Here is a 16995-nt window from a genome sequence, read left to right on the forward strand (position 1 = left end):
TTTGAAACCAAAAGAAAAGATTTTAGAAAGTTCATTTGCATTGTTTAGGGAAAAAGGTTTCCAGGCGACCGGCATTGCCGAAATTTTAGAACGAGCAGGTGCTTATAAAAAAACCCTTTATGATCATTTTAAATCCAAAGATGATATTGGATTTGAGTATTTAAATTATTTATCGGAACAACAACGTATCGTGATGCTTAAGGTTCTTGGAAAAGCGAATGACCTATCTGATTTTATCGAAAAATGGGTTAATTTTATCGTACGGAACCAAAGGAATACTTCTCGGAAAGATTGTCCCATAGCTTTGTTCTCAGGTGAGATTTCACACTTAAACCAATTTGATACGTATAGAAATCGAGCTGTACAACACGTATTAGAAACGGTTGAATTTTGTATTTTAAAGTTCGAACCTAACCTTCGTTCTGATCTTGTCAAATCACTGAGTTATGAATTGTATATGAGTTACTTGGGCGGTTTACGTTTGTATGCTTTAACCAAAGATCGTAAAGTGATTGAACGTATGAAATCTCAAATGATCCATTCCGCACAAAGATTGATCAAAGCCTAAAAATTCGTTTACCAACTACCGCTCGCACCTCCACCTCCTGACCTTCCCCCTCCTCCTGAATAGGAGCTACTTGAAGATCGGTAACTAGAACCGGAGTTAGAACCAGAACTAGAGGAAGATGGAGTGAAAAAATCTTGTGTGCTTGTACTAACTTTGTTTGCCCAACCAATTTTTCGAAAGAATGTAACGAAGAGATAACTTAAGATTGCGGATGCAAACAGAAGTATCATCTGGTATAGGTTAGGTGAATCAGGGATAAGCAATAGTTTCCCTCTTACAATTTGACCAATTATATAAAACAAACCATAAAAGAATAGGATCCCTTCACCTGAAGCCAAACCAACCCAGGTGACAAAAAACATAAGTGCAAATATCAAGTTGAATATGAAATGAGCTTCTGCCATTTTATATTCATTAGATCCACTCTTAATTGTTGCTTCTGTGACTCGGCTTTCCACTAAAGATTTCTGATCTTGCAAATGATTGAGATAGGAATCGATTCCCTCCGCACTTCGGATGCTCATCCAATCAATATCTGCGGATTTGAAATCAGAAGCGATCGCCGAATTCACCATCTCGTTCAAAGTATGGTTTATGATTGTTTTGGGGCTATTTCCATCGGGGCCTTGGATGATTGAATATTCATCCGTAAACACAAAGATTTTTTTTTGGTTCAACGAAAAGAGTAAGGTAATTCCTGGTGATTTACCAAAGTTAAGGTTATGGAAATTTTTTGCTTCGTCGGAAAGGTCATACTTTGTATCTAGAAGTAGGATCTGAATGCCAACTTTATATTTATTTTCTAGTTTTTGAATCGTTTCATTTGTTCTGGTAAAAGAGAAAGTTTCCAAAGCGCCATAGGGATCAAAGATTCCTGTGCCTTTTTCCAATTCAAACTTTTGGTTGTGTTTGATATGATCTAACATATCTAAAAAAGCACGGTAAGTAAAATTGGTAAAATCACCACTATGTCTTTCCTGATATCGATTTCTAAAAATAGTTCTGATTTTGTTTTGACTCAGAGACCAATTGAATTCGGGGCTTGTGACGATCGATCCTAGATAATCAGAATTGGGTGAAGTAACAAACACGATCGATTTTGTATTGGAACTAGACTTTTGTCGGTGTAGGTATAATTTGTTTGTTGCTGCTTCCACTCCAAATTGAGTATCCAAAGGTAAGATACAAAAGTAAAAATCCACCGATTTTAAGCTTTTGATTTCTCTTTGAAGAAATGGAATCGTATCGGGGTGCAAATCACCATTTGTATCACTAAAGGAATTTGGACAATTTTGATTGGTGAGATTCGGGGAACCGGAGTGGAGGTGCTCTAAAATGGCACGTGTTCCATTCAACATTGCTAGTGAAGGATTCCCTGATTTGATATTGGGAATGACTATTTCGTCTATGATTCGTTTGGCGACTAGATCGGTAAGAACCGATTCCAATCCATAACCGACTTCGATCCTTACTTTCCTTTCATTTGGAGCTAGTAGGAATAAAATTCCATTGTCTTTGTCTTTTTGACCTAGTTTCCATTTTTCAAATACGGCAATCGCTTCCTTTTCTATTGTATCTTCGTTTAATTTTTTTGTGATGAAAACTACGACTTGATTGGTCGTGGCCTTTTCTGCTTCGAGAAGCATCGTTTCTAGTTTGGATTTTACCTCCAAAGGAAGGTAAACACTCGGGTCGATCACAGGACCCGTAAGTTCTGGATATGGGTCCTTGGTTCGTTGGCAATATAATATATGGAGAAATGCTAAACAGACAACATATAACTTCATACAAACGTTCGTTAGGTTTCTTTTGGAATTTCCTGAACAAACAACCAAATGATTCCATCTTTTACTTTCCCAAGTCCCAAGTACAAATAATAAAAAGGATATCCAAGTGGTCCTGGTTTGTAATCCTTTTGTACAACAGGTTCCCATTTTTGCCGAACATGTACGGTTACAGTGGATAGTTGGACAGCAGAAGAAAGATACTTTAGTTTTCCTTCCCATCGTTCTATGGATTCGGAAATTTTGCTTAGTTCTGCCTCAACCTTTAATGTCTCTTCCAAAGTTTTCGCTGATTTTAATATTTCCAAAAGCCGGGTGCGCATCTTTTGTGCGTTTTCCAAACGAATCTCGGTGTCCAAGTAATCTTCCGTCACGTCTTTTGCGGATACGTCTTCTGAGTAGTTATGGGATTCTTTTTTTAAGGTGAGTAAAAATCGTTTTAGATTTTCTTGGGGGATCTTCAATTGTATGGTCCCTTGAGAACTGTATTGTAAAGCAAAACCTCCAAAGGATTCTGCGAGTTTGATGATCTCAGTGACTTTGGGTTCCACTTCTTTGGATTGTAAATTCACAACAACGGTATACACCATCATCCTAGGTTGGGATTTGGTTTCTTTTGGTTTTGATTCTGATTTTGGGGATGGAGTGACTCCCGCAGACTGTTTCGCTCCTTCAAAATCGTCATACCGATTCGAGACGGCGGATTCCCGTTCCATAGACTTGGAACTCGAACATTGGATTGTAAAAAGCAGTAAGGTGATGAGGAAAGGTGGAATGAAAAAAATTGACTTTGTCTTCATGGTTTGGTTGGATACTGAATCTATTCGAAACCGTACCCAACTTCAAACCTTTTTTAGACTCCGATTTGAGATTCTAAAAAGCGGCCATAACCGGATTCTTTACCCAAATTTGAAACAGGTTTTCCTCCATCCACAGCCAATTTCCCGTTGATGAATACTTTTTTGATGGTGTCATCATTTCGACGAACCCAACGTTTGAAGTCCTCCATAAAAGGCATAGGAGCTTCCACGTCCTTTGCAAGAGATTCATCTAGTTTGTTTGGATCAATGAGAACAAGATCAGCACGTTTTCCTTCTTTAATATAACCTGCATCGATGCCAAACCAATCCCCAATTTCGCCTGTGAGCCTATGGACTGCTTTTTCCATAGTCATAAATGGTTTGTTTTCAAGTTCAGCATCGCGAACAAGTTTTAACATACGAAGAGGAAAGTTATAATGTGCCATTCCTCGTAAATGGGCACCTGCATCCGAAAATCCGATGAGGATATCTGGGTAAGAAACTATTTTTTGTAATGGTTCCTTTCTATGGTTTGCCATCACAGTATACCATCTAACATCGTTTCCATGTTCTGCCACCAAATCCAAAAAGGCAGTGACTGAGTGGACTCCTCTCTCTTTAGCTACTTCATCGATCGATTTGCCGATGAGTGATTTATCAGGAGCATCCACAATTTTTGTTTCTCTAAAATTTCTATGGAACACTCGTGGGAGGAACCAATTTGTCCATTGCCTTTTGAACCAAGAGCGATACTTTGGATCTTTCATCAATTGTTTACGTTCCAATTCGTCTTCAATGTGATTTGCTTTGGCACCTGCAGCAAATTCTTCAAACACAACCACGTCCATACCATCTGCATACAAATCAAATGGTTCAGGCAGGGCTTGGAACCTGAAATCAGATCTAAAAATAGTATTGGTGATACGACCGATCACTCCCAAAAGTTTATACAATCCTGGATCAAATTTAACATCCATTAATGATATAATGGTTGTCTTCAATGGTTTTCTAAAAATCCCAAATGCTTCCTTTAGAAACATTAAAACATTGATTTTAGTCGAAACATTTGGAACACCTTGGAAAATTTTTCCGCGTTTCCTAAGAGTTCGATTTAAAAATTGATATTCACTCCAATTGGCAAAAGTAGAGGGAAGAGGCCTTGATCGAAACCGAGATCCATCCATTTTATCCCAAACCAATGTATTGATAGAAAGTCCCATAAAACCGGCATCCAATGCTTCTTCCAGGTGTTGGTTCATTTGGTTTAACTCTTGTTTGGTTGGTTTTTCTCCTTTGGTTAAAGATCGTTCCAGTCCCATCACATGAGCTCGAATTGCGGAGTGACCTGCAAAGGAGGTGACATTGGGACCAAGCGGAAGAGAGTTTAAGTGTTTTTTATAATCAACGGCAGAGTTCCAGTTTTTTTTACTCTCTAAAATGGATAATACGTTTTTTCTAGGTATGGCTTCAACACGGCTAAACATATCGGCAAGATCAGTTGGATCACCTAACGCCAAGCTAAGCGAACAGCTCCCTAGAGAAATGGTTGTGACGCCATGCCTTACCGATTCCGAAAGATCCGGAGCCACTTCAATTTCAGCATCATAATGAGTGTGGAAATCAATAAAACCGGGAGTAAGCCATTGGCCTTTTGCATCAATGACTGTTTCCCCTGGGTTTGGAATCAATTCAGTCTTTGAAATCGTATCTACGATTCCGTTTTTAATCCGCACATCCCCAATGAATGATGGATTTGTGCTGCCATCAAAGATACGTGCTTGTTTGATAAGAGTCTCTGCCATGATACCTCCAGAAAAACCAAACGAAATTATGGCAGATTGACAAAGATTTGTCAACGATTCCCGATCATTTGCCTTAAGTTTCTCTGGACAAAAGCCTTCTTTGTTCACTGATAGGTGAGTAAAGATTGGCTAAGTGCCACTAACTCTGCTTCGGTGATTTCTCGATTGTTTTCACGAGATGAGATCGATTTGGCCAAAGAGAACAAATGGTGAATTCCTTCTTTTGAAACTTGGATCCCTCTTTGGTGTAATAAAAACTCTATCGCTTTGTGTCCTGATTGATTGGTGAACGAAATCGTTTCTTTGTCCATTCGGCCAACAAATTCAGGTGAAAAGGTCCGATACGCACCTTTTGATTGGTGTAGGGTTTTTGTCACACCATCTTGATGGATCCCAGATCTATGTGAAAAGATATCCTCTCCGATGATCGGTGTTTTTTCTCCGATCGGAATTCCTGTTAATTCGGAGATTCGTTTTGCAGTAGGATAAATTCTTTGGAAGTTGATATTCAAATTTTCGCCATTCTGGTGTAAGGCGATTGCCGTTTCATATAAATTGGTATTTCCAGCTCTCTCACCAAGACCATTTAAGGCCACTTCGATTTGTTCTGCACCCACATAGACGGATTCAACTGAAGTCGCCGTTGCCATACCCAAATCATTATGAGTGTGAATTGATATGATGGCTTTGTCTTTTACGACATCTTTGATTTCTTTGACCATATTGACAAAAACCATCGGCCGATACCTTTCCACGGTATTCGGTAAATTGATGATGTTGGCACCAGCTTCAATGGCCGTCAAAAATGCTTCTTTCGTGAATGCAAAGTTTTCAATGGCATCTCCAAAATGTTCTCCTGAAAATTGGATTTCGATTCCAGGTCCCACAATGGAGCGAGCAAAGGAAATGGAATTCCGAATTTTTTGAAGTACCTCTTTTTCAGAAATCTTTAACACATGTTTAATGGAAAAATCACTGACTGGGTAAACGATGTGCATACGAGGACAATCTGCTTTTTGGATGGCTTCCCAAGTCACAGCGATTTCGTTTTGATTGGCTCTCGATAATGCTGCAATTGGTTTTCCTTTGGGAGCACGTTTGGACAAAACCTGGCAGGTATGGAATTCGGTTTCATTTGAAGAAGGGAATCCAACTTCGATCCCATCCACGTTAAGTTCGACGAGCAAATCAAAGACTTCGATTTTTTCATCGATGGTCCATGGTCGTTTTAACGCTTGGTTTCCGTCCCGTAAGGTGACGTCTTGGATGTGAATGGTTTTTGGTTTCATGGTTCCTCCGTATCCGCAAAAAGTTGTCACTTCCGACCGGGGGACCAAAATAAAAAAAGCCCACTTCCCGGTTGGGAGTGGGCTTTGTCACATAGCACTCTCTCCCTCGAATTATAAGATTTCGAGGAGGAGGAGAAGCTGAATGTGTGCGAATGATTTCATTGTTACTTTTTAGACGATCGGAAAGCTCTCATTCTGTCAAATTTTTTTTATCAATCGGGCAATGGTCACGAGTCCGTATAAGGTTACAAACCCGATGGGGACAAGGAGAGTAAAGGATAGTTTCCATCCAATTCCCATCGCAAGAGTGATAAGGATGCTTAGGATAAAAAATAAGGAAAAAACACGACCAGAGATGGGGAGGTCCCGTTTTCCTTTGGCGAGGAAAAAAACCGCAACCGAGGGACCTAAGGTATAAGAAAAGATGGTGAGGCCCATTTCTAGAATCCCTTTTTCCCAAGTCTCGACAAGGAAGTAGGGGATGAGGCTTGCAAAAAACAATAAAACACCAAAAAACAAGGATAATACCCTTGGGCTAAACCATTTGTCCATATCCCAATCCCTTGCCCACGTGAGGGAAAGGGAATTGATGGTGGAACTGAGTGTGGACATGGCACTTGCAAGGATGGCAGCTACGAGGATGCCAAGAAAGGGTGAGGGGACTTCACTGATGATAAAATGGCTAAATACCTTATCTGCTGGTATGGATTTTCCATCATAAAACACATACAGCAATGATCCGATGCACAAAAAGAGTAAAAACTGAAAGAAAACAACGATACCACTTCCAATCAAAATCTTTTGGCCTGAGAGTAAATTTTTTGTAGCTATGACTCTTTGGACAAGCATCAAATCCGTTCCATGGGAACCAATGGAGATAAAGGCACCTCCAAGGATAGCAAAGAGGATAAAATAGCTATTATCTCCTGTTTGGTTGTAATCAAAAACAAATACTTTCCACTTTCCTATTGAATCCAATTTTTGTAACGTATCCATTAGAGTTGTGCCACCCAATTGGGAAAGAATCAAAACTAGAGCAAATACCCCACCAAAAATATAAATGATCCATTGGAGTACATCGGTAAATACAATCGCCCTAAATCCACCAAACACTGAATAAATGATAGTCACAATGCTTAAAATAGTAAGAGCGATGATACCCAATAGTTCTGGTGAGATTGAAAAACCCATTCGTTCCAAAAGGAAGGCAATCGGTAAAGAACTCACATACAAACGGATCCCGTCACCAAGTAATCGAGAAATGGTAAAAACGAAAGATAATGTTTTTTGAGGAGATTTTCCAAAACGGTTTCCCACATATTCATAAACTGATATGGTATTTCCTGAAAAATAAGAGGGGAGTAAATACAAGGCAACGATAGTCCTTCCAATGATGTAACCCATTGCAATTTCTAAAAATCGAAAGTCACCTTTATAGGATAAAGAGGGAATACTTAAAAAAGTTAAACTAGAAGTTTCTGTGGCAACGAGAGATAATAAAAGAAACACCCAATGGATTTCTTTTTTGGCTAAATAAAAATCTTCTTCTTTTTGGTTTTTTTTAGCAAAGTGAAAACCAAAATAAAAGACTACTAAAAAATAAAACACTAAAACAATCAAATCCCAAATCATAAATTACCTTTTCATTCACTTTAAACAATCAAACTCAAATTGGGATATTTCAAAAGAAGGCGAAGTAAATCGGACCTAGTGATGATTCCAACTGGTACATTATCGTCATTTACGATTGGCAAACAACCAATTCTTTCTTCGAGTAAAACTTTAGTCACCTGTCTAATTTCTGCACCAGGAGACCCAACTAATACCCGTTTGATCATAATATCGGATACAGGATTTTCTTTTTCATAGGATTTGGTTTTATCGAGTAAATCTCTGTCTGAAACAAAACCTACTAGTTTTCCAAAATCGTCTATGATGGGTAGGTGGCGGATTCCTTTTTCCAAAAGAAAGTCAAGGCAGGCCTCGATGGTTTCATCTCTTCCTTTCGTTAGCACGGGGTTTGTCATCATTTCGTGGAGGAAAAAAACCGGTTTTTCACCGGGAGCGGAAGACTCCTTGTACACATCACTTGGTTTTCTGTGTAGGAAGGAACCTGTGGGGGTGGTTTGGGGTTCACCCTCACCAATTTCACTCGGGGCAGATTGGCCTGTCGGGTGAATTTTCGGGACTCGGTCTGCGTGCGTGAGAGGGGGATTGGGGGAAATGCGACCATCATGGATCCAAAAGAACATAATTATGCCCTACCTTTCTGAAAAGTTTGTCAAAAATAAGAAAAAACTTGCAAAAAACGAACAGTGGTTTTTTATCCATTCTACATTTCCTGTAAAAAGAACCAAATGAAAAGGCAAGAACCCATGAATGAGAACTACCAAATCCTGTACCAAGCATTGGAAAGAGTTGCGACTTCCTTCCCAAACAAAGTTTCCTTTCGGAAACGAAAGTCCGCTACCGAATTTCCTGGGATCAGTTTTGGAGAATTGAAGGAGTTTGTCGACCACTTGACTTTGGGATTCATCGAGCTCGGAGTGGAAGTTGGTGACCGGATTGGATTTTTTTGCGATGCTTCTGTCAATTGGTTGCGAACAGACCTATCGATTCTCACCGCAGGAGCAGTTGTCGTTCCGAGAGGCACAGACATTGTCCGAGAAGAAATTTTATACATCTTAAACCATTCGGAAGCAAAGTATTTGGTGGTTCAAAAACCAAAAGACAAAAAAAGAATCGAAGATTTGTTAGGTGAACTTCCTCACTTAAAACAGATTTTTGTTTTGGAGAATGAACAAGGTGAACTCATCTCTGGTCCCGATTCGATTCTTTTCTTGGTCGAAAGAGGTAAATCCATAGGGAAATCTAGTGGACTTCTCAATTTAACAAATCGAATCAAACAAATTGATCCGGATGCTCTTGCCACTCTCATTTATACTTCCGGAACCACAGGGAATCCCAAAGGGGTGATGTTATCTCAAAAAGGTTGGATCACTGCAATTCAAAATACAATTGTTAGGTTGGATATGAATTCCAATGATAATGCTGTGAGTTTATTGCCACCATGGCATGCATTCGAAAGAGCGATTGAATATGCAGGAATCTTTCTTGGTTTGGATTTTTTAATTTCCAACATGACCAGTTTAAAAGACGACCTTCGTGATTTTCGTCCTACAATTTTTCCATCGGTTCCGAGAATCTGGGAATCCGTTTACAATGGGATTATGGCAAAGGTAGCAAAAGAAGGAGGTTTCAAAGAAAAATTATTCCACTTTTTTTTGAAAGTGGGAGCCACTTGGGCCAGATTTTTTGCTATGTTTATGGGATTTGAATTTGAAATCCAAAAACCAAACTTCCTGGTGTCAATTTGTAAACGTACTTATGCATTAGTCATTTTGATTTTACTCTCACCGCTCAAACTGCTTAGTATCAAAATCTTTTCAGCGATCCATAAAGCATTGGGTGGAAGGATTCGGATTTGTATCTCTGCTGGTTCTGCCTTACCAAGTGTTGTCGATGGATTTTTATCGGCCATTGGACTCAAAGTATTGGAAGGTTATGGGATGACAGAGACTTCTGCGGTTGTTTCCATTCGTTCCAATACCAAACCAACAAAAGGAACAGTGGGAATCCCAATTGATGGGTATTCAATTCGTTTAAAAGACGAAACTGGTAAAGTGCTCACCAAAATCGGAGAAAAGGGCACTTTATGGATCAAATCGAAACAAATTTTAAAAGGTTATTATAAGAGACCCGAACTCAACCAAGTTGTATTTGATGCGGATGGATTTTTTGATACGGGAGATCTCATGATGATCTCTCATCGAAATGAACTTGTGTTTGCTGGAAGGTCAAAAGATACAATTGCTCTCATCGGTGGTGAAAACGTTGAACCAATCCCAATTGAGGACAAACTATTAACATCACCTTATATTGACCAGGTGATGGTTGTAGGTCATGATAAAAAAACTTTGGCAGCATTGATTGTACCAAATTTTGAAGCTGTGGAATCAAAAATTCAAGGAATCTTAAAAGAGAAAGCAATCGAATGGAATACAAATCCGAAGGTGAGAGAATTGTTCCGATCCGAAATTTCAAAAATCATTTCACGCGATAATGGTTTCAAATCTTTTGAAATGATTCCTGCAAACAATTTTTATGTGGTTCCACGGCCATTTGACCCAGATGTCGAAATGACTCGCACTCTTAAAATGAAGAGAAACATCATCTCTGATGTATTTTCAAAACAAATCGAAGGAATTTACCAATGATCAATCCAAAACTAAATCCTTATCTAAATGATGAGGAACGAAGTTTTTACAATACAGTGTTTCAATTTTCAGAAGAAAAAGTGTATCCTACTTCTGAAGAAAGAGATGAAAAAGAAATTTGGTCAGACGAACTTTGGAAAGAGTTCTCGAAGGCTGGACTCACAGGTCTCACGATCCCTACCGAGTATGGTGGTGAGGGTGCCAGTTGTTTACTTTGTTCCATTGCAACCGATGCTTTTGCATCAGGATCTTTGGACGGTGGCATTGGTTTGTCTTGGGTGGCCCATCTTGTCATCGGAACAATGCCCATTGTTTTCCAAGGAACCGAATCTCAAAAAACAAAATACCTCACAAAACTAGCGACAGGTGAATGGATGGCAGGTTTTGCACTCACAGAACCTGCCTCTGGTTCCGATGCTGCATCCCTTCTCACGAAAGCCGAAGAAGTGGAAGGTGGATGGAAATTAAATGGGTCCAAAACTTTTATCACGAATGGTCCTGTTGGGCAAGTTTTTATTGTGATGGCGAGAACTTCTGAAAAAGGAAGGGGACCAATGGGAATTTCTGCCTTTATCGTGGAAAGTGATACACCTGGGTTTAAGGTAAGTAAGGTTTTAAAAAAATTAGGCCATCATACTTCCATGACGGCTGAATTAGTTTTTGAAGATATGATCATTCCAAAAGAAAACCTACTTGGACCTTTAAACACTGGTTTTATGAGAATTGGAAAGGAAACATTGGAATGGGAAAGGACAGTATTTGTCGCAGGACTTGCCGGTGCGATGGAGTTCTGTCTCCGAAAGGGATTACGTTATGCGAATGAACGAGTCCAATTTGGAAAACCAATTTCTAGTTTTTATGGAATGAGAGATATATTAGTTCGTAATTGGGTGTACATCCAAGCAGCTAGACGATTGATTTATTGGGTAGCGGAAAGAAAAGACAAAGGAATCCCATCTCCACTTGAAAGTAGTTTGGGGAAATTAATTTCCTCTGAACTTGCGGAAGATGTCGCTAAAGACACTGTACAATTGTTTGGTGGATACGGTTATATGAAAGAGTATGCGGTGGAACGATTTTACCGCGACGTCAAATTAGGTACAATCGGTGGGGGAACAAGTGAAATCCAAAGATCCATTATTTCGTCATTGTATCCAGGAAAGGAGAAATTCCAAAAGGAATTCAAACGAATTGAATCTCCAAGCAACACTTCTGACAAAATTCAAAATATATTATTTGAAATCGTTCTCAAAATGGACACTGAACCCAATCATAAAAAGCAGCAATCAATTGAATTTGCCTTTGCTGATGTTTTATCTGTATTTGTGATCCTGTATTTATCAGAAATTGACTCACACAAAACGATAGATTCTTATCCAACCGAAGAAAAAATGATAGATCGGAAGTTACTTTCGTATTATCTTGTGGGTAAGTATTTGATGTCTATGAGTCGATTAAACCAATTTGTGCCAAAAGAGTTAGCGGATTTGTGGAATCATTATACACAACTGAGTACCTCCATCGAAGAGATGGTTCATACTCGCTATAGTTCACTCCAGGAGTTCGCCTAAATTGTGAAAGCAGCCGCCCGAATTGCAATTTTTTATCTGTTTTTCGGGTATCTGTGGATTTACTTTTCAGACTACACTATCTCTATTTTCTTTTTGTCTGCTGAAGATACGAGAGAGATCCAAAGTTTTAAAGGATGGGGATTTGTCACCATCTCCGCCTTTATCATTTATTTTTTACTCGTTCGTGAATTAAAATACCAGAAGAAAGTTTTATCAGAAAAATTTGAATCGGATCAATTATTCCAAGTGATCCTCGAACGAATTGAAGATGCAGTCATCGTATTCAATTTAGATACTTGGAAAATAGATTTTTTAAGCGAACAAGTATGTCGATTGTTTGACATCAATACCAAGGACATCCTTGCCAATCCCCAGTTACTGATTGATCGTGTTTTTGAAGCCGACAGACATCGTATGTCTGATATTTGGATGAACAAATTGCGAGAAAATCATACTGGATTACTCTATCGAATTCAAATGTTAGATGGGAAAATCAAATGGGCATTGGAACATAGGTTATTCATTCCTTCCAGAAATGGTACGCCAAACAAGGCAGTCGCAGTGATTTCGGATATGACCAGTTATATGGAAAACCAAACCAAACTGGAACAATCATTAAAAGAAAATGAAACATTACTAACTGAAGTGCATCACCGAGTCAAAAATAACTTAGCTGTGATCATTTCGTTTTTACAACTACAAGTTTATTCTTCACCACCTGAAACTGCTGATATATTAGAACAAAGTATTGTAAGAATCAAAGCAATTGCACTAGTTCATGAGAAGTTGTACAGTGGGAAAAATTTATCTGGTTTGAGTTCGGTAGATTATATCACAAGCCTAGTTGAAAATATTAAACTTATGTATATGAGATCCGATATCCAAATTGAGTTGGATATCCAAACGATGGAATTTAATATTATTGATGCGATCCCTATGGGACTTATGATTACAGAGATGTTAACTAATAGTTTCAGGCACGCATTTAAAATTCCAAAATCCGATGCCCAGATTAAAATCGAATTCATTGTGAAAGAGAGTGGTCAATTTGATTTGAAATACCGAGACAATGGAATTGGATTTCCGATTGGTTTTGATTATCGAAAGGCAGAATCGATTGGATTATCAGTGATTTTTTCACTCAGTAGCCAATTGAATGGTCGCGAAATTGAATGTACTTCAATTCCCAATCAAGGTGTGTTTTATCATTTTTCATTTGCACCCAAAAGAACAAATTCTAAATAAAAAAATCATTGTAGGTCATTATGTATACGAAAGGTAAAAATTTTTCAGAAATCCAAATGGGAGAAAAGGCTTCTTTTACAAAAACTATTTCTGAATCAGATGTTTATCTTTTTGCAGGGATCAGTGGTGATTTTAATCCTTTGCATGTAGATGAAGAGTATGCGAAAAAGACAATCTTTGGAACAAGGATTGCTCATGGTGGTCTTGCCGCCTCATTACTTGCACCAGTGCTTGGAATGAAATTGCCTGGACTAGGAACAGTGGCATTGGAAACCACAACCAAATTTCGAAAACCAGTCTATTTTGGAGATACAATCACTTGTTTGGTGGAAGTAGTAGGAAAACTAGATCGTTTGAAAGCGATCAAAATGAAAATTGTTTGGACCAATCAAAAAGGAGAAGTGGTGAGTAAAGGGGAAACCTTAGTCATTCCTCCCGGTTAAGGAATTGACCAACCAAACCAATCTCGTCTTCGACAAATTCCCGGATTTCTTCCAATTCGTCTTCATCCAAAATTTCTTCTAAGATTTCTTCACCAGACTCATCTTGTCCAATTCGCATCACAATGTATCCTGGAACATCCGAGTCGGGATCATCCATCTCCACATTTACAAATTGGTATTCGTTCTCTGCTGTGGGTAAAAAAACTAAATAGTCATTTCCCATCTGAGAAAAGGAGTAAAACACTTCCCATTGGTAACTGTTTCCCTTTTCATCCACCAAATCAATTTCTTCGGTGGTTCGATTCGGTAAAAAATCATCTGGTTGGAATCCTAAATCTTTGATGTCCATTATTGGAAGAATTCCTTTTCAAAAGGGAGGCTATGTTTTTTTTTGAAGTTACATTCTTTACATGCGGGAACTAAGTTTGCCTTGACAGATTTCCCACCTCGTATAAGGGGAATTAGATGGTCCATGGTTAATTCCTCTACTTTGAATTTTTTTCCGCAATAATGACAAATTCCATTGGAACGTTTGTTTTTCCACCAAGCAGTGTTTTTTAAATCCTTTGCCTTTTTTCGTTCCCGCCTAATTTCTTCGTCATCGATGTCCGAAAAAAAAGGTTCGATTGGGGGTTCGGTCATGATTTAAAAAAATCTGTTTTTTTCTCTTCGTCAAGAAAAAGATGGAGGAATGGGACGACTCATTTATTTAGATAATCTACGTTCTTTCGCATTATTGCTAGGAATCGTTTTTCATTCGGCAATTGTTTATGCTGCCGATATCAAATACGCCATCCAAACCGAAGAAAGAAGTCAGATTCTGTCCTATTTTTGTTATTGGATTCATAGTTTCCGGATGCCTATGTTTTATATGATATCTGGATTTTTTTCTACAATGGTGATTGAGAAAAAAGGGACTAATTTCTATTGGGAGGGTAGATTCAAACGAGTTCTGATACCCACAATTTTTGGGCTGATATTTTTGGCTCCCATTCAATACTTTTTAATGGAAAAAATAAAATCACCAAACGTTGGTTTATTAGAGTTTTTATATTTATTTTTTACAAAGGAAAATTTCCAACATTCCCATATTTGGTTTTTAGTGGATCTATTTTGTTTTAGTATGATTTTCCTCTTGGTTCACAAATGGATTCATAAAATAACAAATTGGGTACAATGGAAGACGTCCAATAGAAGAACATTTTTTTTACTTGGATTCAGTTTTATTTTGGTTCTTTTGGCCCACACTCAAATTGGGAAAGGGGAATCTTATTTTGGAATTTTTAAACTGACCTTTGTCTATCAGTTCACTTTTTTCCTTTCAGGTGTTTTTAGTTTTTATGGAAAAGATATCTTAATTTTGAGACCATCATCTCATCTGAAAACAATTGCCAACTTACTTTGGGCCATCATTGTATCCGTTCTGTTTATGGATTTTGAAATTTTTGATCCACTCTGGATCTATTTTTCTTACGTGAATCCTTGGTATCGGTCTTTTCATATTTTTTTATGGGTGCTTTCGCCTTTTTTATGGACTATGTTTTTTGTATCTTTATTTGGATTTCTCGGAAACAAGGAAGGTAAACTTGGTAGTTATATCATAGATGCAAGTTTGCCGATTTATCTATTGCATCATCCAATTTCTTTATCGTATGCATACATTGTGAGAGATTTACAATTTTCCATTTGGGAAAAGTTTCTCTTTCACAATGTAGTTGTGTTATGTTTCAGTTTTTTAATGTATGAATTTTTGATCCGAAGGAGCAAACCATTACGCTTTTTGTTCGGATTAAAAATTCATTAGGTTTTACTAATCGCTTGGATCGACGACGCAACCGCTGAATCCATACTTCCTGTGTGTAAGGCGAGGTGTTCTCCTGCAAAAAATACCCTTTCGAATGGTTCATTCCAAACATCTTTGATTCCGTAACTTCCAGGTGGAAATAAGGATACAAACCCGGACCTACCTGTCGTTTTTTGAAAACTATGAAAATGAAATGGTTTTTCTGCTATGATTTCAAAATTACCCAACTCTTCGAGCGCGGATTCCATTAATATTTTTTTCTGGCGATCACTCCCTTTCTCAAACAGAGATGCTTTATCACCTGTTGTTATGGATGTGACAGCTGTAATGTTTGCGCCAATGGCAAGATCTGAAACATAAAAAGTTTCAGCTGCTGTATTGGTGTTTTGGAAAAAATTTGATAAACCTGTATTTGATTTCACAAAACAGATGTTTTTCGAAATTTTACCCGTTTGCATTCTGAGTGCGGAATAAATTAAATCTTTTGGCAATGTTGGTGTCCATTTGATATCAAGTACAGCCGCAGAAGGGAGGGTACAAATTACCAAATTCCCTTTGATGGTCCTTCCTGAAGATAACTCGACACTCACTTGGTTTTTTTGTTGGGAAACCTTAGTTGCCATTTCTCCCAATAATAATTCCTGTCCTTTTAATTGTGCGACAAGCGATTGTATGATTTGTTCAGCACCGCCTTTCACTAAGTATTTCGGTTTGAGCGCAGATTGTAATGCTGATAAATCATCGAGAACAGATTCACTGGAAATTTGGTTTAAGTCGGCTCCCAAAATGATCCGATAGAGTTCGTTCATGGATCGGATTTCTTCTTCGGATAAACCTTGGTATCTTGCATAAGAGGAAAAATTGATTTTGTCTAATCCTTGTTTTTGTGAAGTCCCAAGTGACTTGTGTAAGTCGATCACCTTATCTAAAGTATCAATCGAGGTGCTAGAAATTTTATGAGAGTCAGAATTGGTTTTGGAAAGAAGGAATCGCTCTGATATGTTGGCACTTACGAGTTCCAATCCAAGTTGTTTGACAAGGCTTTTGATATCGGTTTGGTTTTCACCGATCCATTCGCCACCTAAGTCTTGTACGATTCCCGATTCGGCATTGGAATAGGTGCTGATCCTGCCTCCGAAACGATCTCCTCTTTCAATCACAGTGACGTCATAACCTGTTTGTTTGAGTAAATAAGCAGAATAAAGACCAGATAGACCACCACCGAGCACTATCGCTTTTTTGGGTCCAGATGGTCGTGGTTTCGTTTCCGCAGTGACCACTCCTGTGGATTGTCCGTAGAATTTTTTGGGGGAAAGGAGGCTCACTCCAGCGGCAGTAGCAGTCAAATTTTTAAGGAATGTTTTTCGATTCATAGAACTTTCCCCTATTTTAACATCCAAAACAAAAAAGGC

Annotated in this window: 15 protein-coding genes; 6 read left to right on the forward strand and 9 right to left on the reverse strand. The window is 38.4% G+C overall.

All coding sequences use genetic code 11. From position 1 onward, the window contains the following. Window position 1: 1 nt before the first annotated feature. Window positions 2–568: a TetR/AcrR family transcriptional regulator gene (locus LEPBI_RS05410; protein WP_041769976.1), complete on the forward strand. Its 567-nt coding sequence runs from the start codon at window positions 2–4 to the stop codon at window positions 566–568. An 8-nt stretch (window positions 569–576) separates the two neighbouring features. On the opposite strand, the gene LEPBI_RS05415 is transcribed toward LEPBI_RS05410, so the two are convergent. The 6 genes from LEPBI_RS05415 to LEPBI_RS05440 form a co-directional block, all read right to left on the reverse strand. Continuing rightward, complete coding sequence (locus LEPBI_RS05415) at window positions 577–2355, reverse strand: TPM domain-containing protein (protein ID WP_012388106.1); 1779 nt, start codon at window positions 2353–2355, stop codon at window positions 577–579. 11 nt (window positions 2356–2366) lie between these two features. After that, window positions 2367–3152, reverse strand: coding sequence for a DUF4349 domain-containing protein (locus LEPBI_RS05420; RefSeq protein ID WP_012388107.1), 786 nt, complete (start codon window positions 3150–3152; stop codon window positions 2367–2369). Between the two features lie 53 nt (window positions 3153–3205). After that, window positions 3206–4954: an N-acyl-D-amino-acid deacylase family protein gene (locus LEPBI_RS05425; RefSeq protein ID WP_012388108.1), complete on the reverse strand. Its 1749-nt coding sequence runs from the start codon at window positions 4952–4954 to the stop codon at window positions 3206–3208. Window positions 4955–5058: 104 nt separating this feature from the next. Next, window positions 5059–6243 (reverse strand): 2-isopropylmalate synthase LeuA2, encoded by a 1185-nt coding sequence (gene leuA2 / locus LEPBI_RS05430; RefSeq protein WP_012388109.1) that lies wholly within the window; start codon window positions 6241–6243, stop codon window positions 5059–5061. 198 nt (window positions 6244–6441) lie between these two features. After that, entirely contained in the window at window positions 6442–7875 is a 1434-nt protein-coding gene (locus LEPBI_RS05435) for a sodium:solute symporter (protein ID WP_012388110.1), read from the reverse strand. A 20-nt stretch (window positions 7876–7895) separates the two neighbouring features. Further along, window positions 7896–8495 (reverse strand): CBS domain-containing protein, encoded by a 600-nt coding sequence (locus tag LEPBI_RS05440; protein WP_012388111.1) that lies wholly within the window; start codon window positions 8493–8495, stop codon window positions 7896–7898. 105 nt (window positions 8496–8600) lie between these two features. Here LEPBI_RS05440 and LEPBI_RS05445 point away from each other — a divergent pair, with 105 nt between their 5' ends. The 4 genes from LEPBI_RS05445 to LEPBI_RS05460 are packed head-to-tail and all read left to right on the forward strand — an operon-like array spanning window position 8601 to window position 13779. Continuing rightward, complete coding sequence (locus LEPBI_RS05445; protein WP_012388112.1) at window positions 8601–10520, forward strand: AMP-dependent synthetase/ligase; 1920 nt, start codon at window positions 8601–8603, stop codon at window positions 10518–10520. Continuing rightward, complete coding sequence (locus LEPBI_RS05450; protein WP_012388113.1) at window positions 10517–12091, forward strand: acyl-CoA dehydrogenase family protein; 1575 nt, start codon at window positions 10517–10519, stop codon at window positions 12089–12091. The genes LEPBI_RS05445 and LEPBI_RS05450 overlap by 4 nt, the downstream gene beginning before the upstream one ends. A 3-nt stretch (window positions 12092–12094) precedes the next feature. After that, window positions 12095–13336 carry a sensor histidine kinase gene (locus tag LEPBI_RS05455; protein ID WP_012388114.1) on the forward strand — a complete coding sequence of 414 codons (1242 nt, stop codon included), beginning with the start codon at window positions 12095–12097 and terminating at the stop codon, window positions 13334–13336. Between the two features lie 20 nt (window positions 13337–13356). After that, the gene (locus tag LEPBI_RS05460; RefSeq protein ID WP_012388115.1) at window positions 13357–13779 is read left to right on the forward strand and encodes a MaoC family dehydratase; all 423 of its coding nucleotides are present in this window, start codon (window positions 13357–13359) and stop codon (window positions 13777–13779) included. Here LEPBI_RS05460 and LEPBI_RS05465 read toward each other — a convergent pair. Then, window positions 13763–14128 (reverse strand): DUF1292 domain-containing protein, encoded by a 366-nt coding sequence (locus LEPBI_RS05465; RefSeq protein ID WP_012388116.1) that lies wholly within the window; start codon window positions 14126–14128, stop codon window positions 13763–13765. The two genes, LEPBI_RS05460 and LEPBI_RS05465, sit on opposite strands and share 17 nt — an antisense overlap. Further along, on the reverse strand, window positions 14128–14421 hold the full coding sequence (locus LEPBI_RS05470; RefSeq protein ID WP_012388117.1) for an HNH endonuclease: 294 nt from the start codon (window positions 14419–14421) through the stop codon (window positions 14128–14130). Before LEPBI_RS05470 ends, LEPBI_RS05465 begins: the two co-directional genes overlap by 1 nt. A 49-nt stretch (window positions 14422–14470) precedes the next feature. Here LEPBI_RS05470 and LEPBI_RS05475 point away from each other — a divergent pair, with 49 nt between their 5' ends. Continuing rightward, on the forward strand, window positions 14471–15583 hold the full coding sequence (locus tag LEPBI_RS05475; protein WP_012388118.1) for an acyltransferase family protein: 1113 nt from the start codon (window positions 14471–14473) through the stop codon (window positions 15581–15583). On the opposite strand, the gene LEPBI_RS05480 is transcribed toward LEPBI_RS05475, so the two are convergent. Then, window positions 15580–16956, reverse strand: a complete 1377-nt coding sequence (locus LEPBI_RS05480) for a flavin monoamine oxidase family protein (RefSeq protein ID WP_012388119.1) — start codon at window positions 16954–16956, stop codon at window positions 15580–15582. The genes LEPBI_RS05475 and LEPBI_RS05480 overlap by 4 nt on opposite strands. Between the last annotated feature and the right edge of the window lie 39 nt (window positions 16957–16995).

This window comes from Leptospira biflexa serovar Patoc strain 'Patoc 1 (Paris)' (assembly GCF_000017685.1).
In the GTDB taxonomy this organism is placed as follows: Bacteria; Spirochaetota; Leptospiria; order Leptospirales; family Leptospiraceae; genus Leptospira_A; species Leptospira_A biflexa.

Excerpts from the sequence above, each read along its gene's own strand:
- LEPBI_RS05415 (WP_012388106.1), bottom strand. The coding sequence starts at position 2,355 with ATGAAGTTATATGTTGTCTGTTTAGCATTTCTCCATATATTATATTGC.
- LEPBI_RS05420 (WP_012388107.1), bottom strand. The coding sequence starts at position 3,152 with ATGAAGACAAAGTCAATTTTTTTCATTCCACCTTTCCTCATCACCTTA.
- LEPBI_RS05425 (WP_012388108.1), bottom strand. The coding sequence starts at position 4,954 with ATGGCAGAGACTCTTATCAAACAAGCACGTATCTTTGATGGCAGCACA.
- leuA2 (WP_012388109.1), bottom strand. The coding sequence starts at position 6,243 with ATGAAACCAAAAACCATTCACATCCAAGACGTCACCTTACGGGACGGA.
- LEPBI_RS05435 (WP_012388110.1), bottom strand. The coding sequence starts at position 7,875 with ATGATTTGGGATTTGATTGTTTTAGTGTTTTATTTTTTAGTAGTCTTT.
- LEPBI_RS05440 (WP_012388111.1), bottom strand. The coding sequence starts at position 8,495 with ATGTTCTTTTGGATCCATGATGGTCGCATTTCCCCCAATCCCCCTCTC.
- LEPBI_RS05445 (WP_012388112.1), top strand. The coding sequence starts at position 8,601 with ATGAAAAGGCAAGAACCCATGAATGAGAACTACCAAATCCTGTACCAA.
- LEPBI_RS05450 (WP_012388113.1), top strand. The coding sequence starts at position 10,517 with ATGATCAATCCAAAACTAAATCCTTATCTAAATGATGAGGAACGAAGT.
- LEPBI_RS05460 (WP_012388115.1), top strand. The coding sequence starts at position 13,357 with ATGTATACGAAAGGTAAAAATTTTTCAGAAATCCAAATGGGAGAAAAG.
- LEPBI_RS05465 (WP_012388116.1), bottom strand. The coding sequence starts at position 14,128 with ATGGACATCAAAGATTTAGGATTCCAACCAGATGATTTTTTACCGAAT.
- LEPBI_RS05470 (WP_012388117.1), bottom strand. The coding sequence starts at position 14,421 with ATGACCGAACCCCCAATCGAACCTTTTTTTTCGGACATCGATGACGAA.
- LEPBI_RS05475 (WP_012388118.1), top strand. The coding sequence starts at position 14,471 with ATGGGACGACTCATTTATTTAGATAATCTACGTTCTTTCGCATTATTG.
- LEPBI_RS05480 (WP_012388119.1), bottom strand. The coding sequence starts at position 16,956 with ATGAATCGAAAAACATTCCTTAAAAATTTGACTGCTACTGCCGCTGGA.